Annotated in this window: 4 protein-coding genes and 1 pseudogene; 3 read left to right on the top strand and 2 right to left on the bottom strand. The window is 74.1% G+C overall.

The window, feature by feature from the left end; genetic code table 11:
• Window positions 1-253: 253 nt before the first annotated feature.
• Window positions 254-1,297: a LacI family DNA-binding transcriptional regulator gene (locus AB8Z75_RS32300; RefSeq protein WP_369208278.1), complete on the bottom strand. Its 1,044-nt coding sequence runs from the start codon at window positions 1,295-1,297 to the stop codon at window positions 254-256.
• 131 nt (window positions 1,298-1,428) lie between these two features.
• Window positions 1,429-2,214: a response regulator transcription factor gene (locus AB8Z75_RS32295; protein WP_369208276.1), complete on the bottom strand. Its 786-nt coding sequence runs from the start codon at window positions 2,212-2,214 to the stop codon at window positions 1,429-1,431.
• Between the two features lie 407 nt (window positions 2,215-2,621).
• Between AB8Z75_RS32295 and AB8Z75_RS32290 the strand changes: the two genes are divergently transcribed.
• The 3 genes and pseudogenes from AB8Z75_RS32290 to AB8Z75_RS32280 all read left to right on the top strand — a co-directional run.
• Window positions 2,622-3,695: an alpha/beta hydrolase gene (locus AB8Z75_RS32290; RefSeq protein ID WP_369208274.1), complete on the top strand. Its 1,074-nt coding sequence runs from the start codon at window positions 2,622-2,624 to the stop codon at window positions 3,693-3,695.
• Window positions 3,696-3,707: 12 nt separating this feature from the next.
• Complete coding sequence (locus tag AB8Z75_RS32285; protein WP_369208272.1) at window positions 3,708-3,974, top strand: MoaD/ThiS family protein; 267 nt, start codon at window positions 3,708-3,710, stop codon at window positions 3,972-3,974.
• 363 nt (window positions 3,975-4,337) lie between these two features.
• Window positions 4,338-4,652: pseudogene (locus AB8Z75_RS32280) on the top strand (hypothetical protein); the annotation flags it as partial.

The raw sequence follows: 4,652 nt of genomic DNA, 5'->3' as shown, positions 1-4,652 counted from the left end.
GCGGGGSSRCSGCSCCGAAGGTGGCGGTGTCCGTCCACGGCGCGCCCGCGCCCTGCTGCCCCGTACCCGAGTGCCCTGAACCCTGCTGCGCCGTACCCGGCTGGGTGTTCCTCTCGAAGTTCTCCATGGCACCGAGCGTCGCCCCGCAACATGAGAGCCACCTGAGGAGCCCCTGAAAAACCCCGAAGTTCTCCCGGACGCGTCCCGAAGGGGCGCGGGGAACGGCTCCCTGGGGGCACCGCCGCAGGAAAAACTATCCGCACCCGCAGGAGCGCCGGATCACCAGCCCGGACGGGAACTGCCGCATCCGGCCCTTGCCGCCGGGGACGCCCGCGGCGCGCGTGCCCGGGATCCGCACCGAGTCGTCCAGCACCAGATCCACCGCGGCGCGCGCCATCGCCTCGCGGTCCGAGCCGACCGTGGTCAGCGGCGGATCGGTCAGAGCCGCCTCCTTCACGTTGTCGAACCCGGTGACCGCCAGCTGTCCCGGCACGTCGATGTCCAGCTCACGCGCGGCCCGCAGCACGCCGATGGCCTGGTCGTCCGTGGCGCAGAACAGCGCGGTGGGGCGGTCGGGGCGCCCCAGCAGGTCGAGCGCGAGGCGGTAGGTGTCGTACCGGTTGTACGGCGCCTGGAAGAGGCGGCCCTCGACGGACCTGCCCGCCTCCCGCATGGCGCGCTCCCAGCCGACGATGTGGTCGGTGACCGGGTCGCCGTGCTTCGGCGTCTCCTCCACCCCGCCGAGACAGGCCACGTGGTCGTGGCCGTGTTCGAGCAGGTGGCGGGTGGCCAGTTGGGCGCCGCCCACGTCGTCGAGGACGACGGCGACGTCGTCGATGGCCTCGGGCCGCCGGTGCATCAGCACGACGCGGGCGTCCCACGCGTCGATCTCCGCCGCCGCGTGCTCGCTGGGGCCGGCGCTGATGAGGATGAGCCCTGAGACCCGCATGCCGAGGAAGGCGCGCAGGTAGTGGACCTCGCGCTCGTCGAGGTAGTCGGAGTTGCCGACCAGGACCATCTTCCCGCGCTCTGCGGCGGCGCGTTCGACGGCGTGCGACATCTCCGCGAAGAAGGGCTGGCGGGCGTCCGGGACGACCAGCCCTATCAGGTCCGTACGGCGGGACGCCATCGCCTGCGCCACGCGGTCGGGCCGGTACCCCAGCTCCTTGATCGCGGCGAGCACCCGCTCCCGCGTGGCCGGGGCGACCGGCCGGGGACCGTTGTTGATCACATAGCTGACGACGGCCGTCGAGGTTCCCGCCACTCTTGCCACGTCGTCACGCGTCACCTTGGCCACGCCGCAGAGTCTACGCGGGTCCACCTGTGGGGCGACCGCCCTTTCCCCGCTGCCTCTCCCCGTCCCTCCGCCGCCCCCGTGACCTGCACGGGAGGAGGAGGAAGGGCGGGGAGAGGCGGTGGGAGAAGGGCTCAGTGCTCGCCGCGGCGGGACGAGGAGGCGGCCTCACGCGTCACGCGCTCCGCCTCGTCCGCCACCGACCCGGCCGGCTTCCCGGCCTGTCCGCCCTTGCCCGGCTTCTCGGGCTTGTCCGGGGAGACGAAGCGGTAGCCGACATTGCGGACGGTCCCGATGAGGGCCTCGTGCTCGGGGCCCAGCTTGGCGCGCAGCCGCCGCACGTGGACGTCGACGGTGCGGGTGCCGCCGAAGTAGTCGTAGCCCCACACCTCCTGCAGCAGCTGGGCACGCGTGAAGACGCGCCCCGGATGCTGGGCGAGGAACTTCAGCAGCTCGAACTCCTTGAAGGTCAGATCCAGGACCCGCCCCTTCAGCTTCGCGCTGTAGGTGGCCTCGTCCACCGACAGGTCGCCGTTGCGGATCTCCATCGGGCTGTCGTCCGCGGTGATCTGCTGCCGGCCCGTGGCCAGCCGCAGCCGGGCCTCGACCTCGGCGGGTCCCGCCGAATCCAGCAGGACGTCGTCGACGCCCCACTCGGCCGTGACGGCCGCGAGCCCGCCCTCCGTCACGATCAGCAGCAGCGGACAGCCGGGCCCCGTGGAGCGCAGCAGCTGGCACAGGGACCGCACCTGCGGCAGGTCGCGGCGCCCGTCGACGAGGATCACGTCGGCCGACGGCGCGTCCATCAGCGCGGGCCCCTCGGCGGGCGCGACCCGCACGTTGTGCAGGAGCAGCCCCAGCGCGGGCAGCACCTCGGAGGACGGCTGGAGCGCGTTGGTGAGGAGAAGAAGCGAACTCATGCGCGCCCGCCCTCCTCCGGCGAGCCGGCCCTGTGGCGGGAGGGGTGCGGGGGAGAGAAGAGGTGTGGTGGGTCCCAGCGCGGATGGTGTGCTTTCGAACGGCCTCGGTCCCGGTCTCGGTTCTGCACGGTTCGCTTGCCCATGACGTCGAGTTCCCTCCTGGCGCCCGGCACACCGGACGCCACCCGGGCTGCTGTGCCCGGGGGAATGTGTCGGCACTGCTTCGTACGGCACTGCCCGAGGGCTGGACCGCGGCCTGTCCACGGCCCCGGCCCCCAGAAAGCACAAAAGGACCCGGGGGCGACGCTGCCCGAGTCCTGCTTGCCCAGCAGAATACCCGTATGAAGGACGGAGCGGCATGTGACATCGCTCGCCCTCCCCATCGAAACCTCACGGAGAGTAGCACCATGGGACCGAAGGGCACGGAGCTGCGCGCGGCGGACGGCGTCCGGATCGAAGCCGCGTACACCCCGTACGCCGCCCCGCGCCCCGGCGAGGACCCGCACACCGGGAAAGGGGCGTGCGCGGCAGACGGCGGCGCCGATCCCGGTGCGATCGTGCTGGCGCACGGCTTCACCGGCGCCCTCGACAAGCCCGCGCTGCGCCGCGCCGCCACCGCCTTCTCCCAGCACGCGGCCGTGGTCACCTTCTCCTTCCGCGGCCACGGCCGCTCCGGCGGCCACTCCACGGTCGGCGACCGCGAAGTGCTGGACCTGGCCGCCGCGGTCGCCTGGGCACGCTCCCTCGGGCACCGCCGGGTGGCCACGATCGGTTTCTCGATGGGCGGTTCGGTCGTCCTGCGCCACGGTGCCCTCTACCGGCCCGACGCCACCGGCGGCTACACACCGTCAACACCCGATCCCGTGATGCACGGGGGGCGCACGGTCGCGCGCACGGGCAACGGCGAGAGGGCGGGGGAGGGCAGAGAAGCAGAGCCCGCGGGCGCGCACGCCGACGCACACGCCGACGCGGTGGTCGCCGTGAGCGCCCCCGCCCGCTGGTACTACCGGGGAACCGCCCCCATGCGGCGGCTCCACTGGGCGATCCAGCACCCGCTCGGCCGCCTCGTCTCCCGCTACGGGCTCCGCACCCGCGTCCACCACCGCGACTGGAACCCCGTGCCGCTCTCCCCCGTGGCCGCCGCCGAACTGATCGCGCCCGCTCCCCTGCTCGTCGTCCACGGCGACCAGGACCCCTACTTCCCCCTGGACCACCCGCTCTCCCTCGCCCGGGCGGCGGGCCCCGAGGCGTGTGAGCTGTGGATCGAGACGGATTTCGGGCACGCCGAGAACTCCGCGGAGCCCGCGCTGCTGCACCGCATCGGCGACTGGACGGCCACCCGGATACACGCGACCGCCGCCAGGCCCCATCATGGGAGCCGCGACAGCGCGGCCGGCACAGACAGCACCGACGGCACCGGGAGCCCCCCGGAGCCCGGCGCTCCCGGCGGCGCGGACCGCACCGAGGGCACGGACGGCTGAGAGGGACCCACCATGGCCAGCGGCACGATCCGCTACTGGGCGGCGGCGAAGGCCGCGGCAGGCACGGCTGAGGAGCCGTACGACGCCGGCACGCTCGCCGACGCGCTGCGGCACGCCCGCGCGCTCCACGCCAAGCGGCCCGAGTTCGCGCGCGTACTGCTGCGCTGCTCCTTCCTCGTCGACGGCGCCGCCGTGGGCGCCCGCGCCCACGAGACGGTCGACCTGAGCGAGGGCGGCACGGTCGAGGTGCTCCCTCCGTTCGCGGGCGGTGCCCGATGAGCGAGGACCGCACCCCCTACGGCGAGCCTCCCGACGGCCCCGCGCCCCACTCCGAGGCCGCCCAACCGCTGCCCCCGCAGCAGCAGTACGCGCACCCGCAGCCACACCCACAGCAGCAGCCACAACCGCAACCTCAGCAGCAGCAGCCGTGGCAGGACCCCTGGCAGCAGCACGGCCAGAACCGGCAGTACGACCCGTCCCGGCAGTACCCGTCTCAAGGACATCACCAGCAGCACTGGCAACMRCCCCCCCCCCCCCCCCCCCCCCCCCCCCCGCGGTGAGCCGGACCCCCGCGGTGCCTGGACCTCCCCTTACGGGACCCCGCAGGCCTGGGCGCAGCAGTCGTTCGAGCCGACGTACGAGGTGACGCGGATCACCGAACCCGAGCCGCTCCCCGACGAGACGGCACCGCCCGCGCAACCGCTGCCCCGCGGAGCCGACGCCACCTTCCAGCTTCCCCGCATCGCCGACGGACCGGACGCGGGACCTCCCTCCCCCGACGGCTCGCACCCGCAGGCGCCGGGCCAGGCCGTGGCCCGGCGCCAGGCGGGGCCCGCGGCCGGGTCAGCCGGTGCCCCCGGTTCGCTCCCGCACGCGCATCCGGCCTCGGCACCGGGCCAGGACCCGACCCAGCAGGGCGCGCACCAGCCGCTTCCCGATCCGTACGCGGCCCAGCGC

The organism is Streptomyces sp. PU-14G (assembly GCF_041028275.1).
Lineage (GTDB): Bacteria > Actinomycetota > Actinomycetes > Streptomycetales > Streptomycetaceae > Streptomyces.
Note: the sequence above shows the minus strand (reverse complement) of the source record. Positions and strands in the feature narration are given on the sequence as shown.

Excerpts from the sequence above, each read along its gene's own strand:
- AB8Z75_RS32295 (WP_369208276.1), bottom strand. The coding sequence starts at position 2,214 with ATGAGTTCGCTTCTTCTCCTCACCAACGCGCTCCAGCCGTCCTCCGAG.
- AB8Z75_RS32290 (WP_369208274.1), top strand. The coding sequence starts at position 2,622 with ATGGGACCGAAGGGCACGGAGCTGCGCGCGGCGGACGGCGTCCGGATC.
- AB8Z75_RS32285 (WP_369208272.1), top strand. The coding sequence starts at position 3,708 with ATGGCCAGCGGCACGATCCGCTACTGGGCGGCGGCGAAGGCCGCGGCA.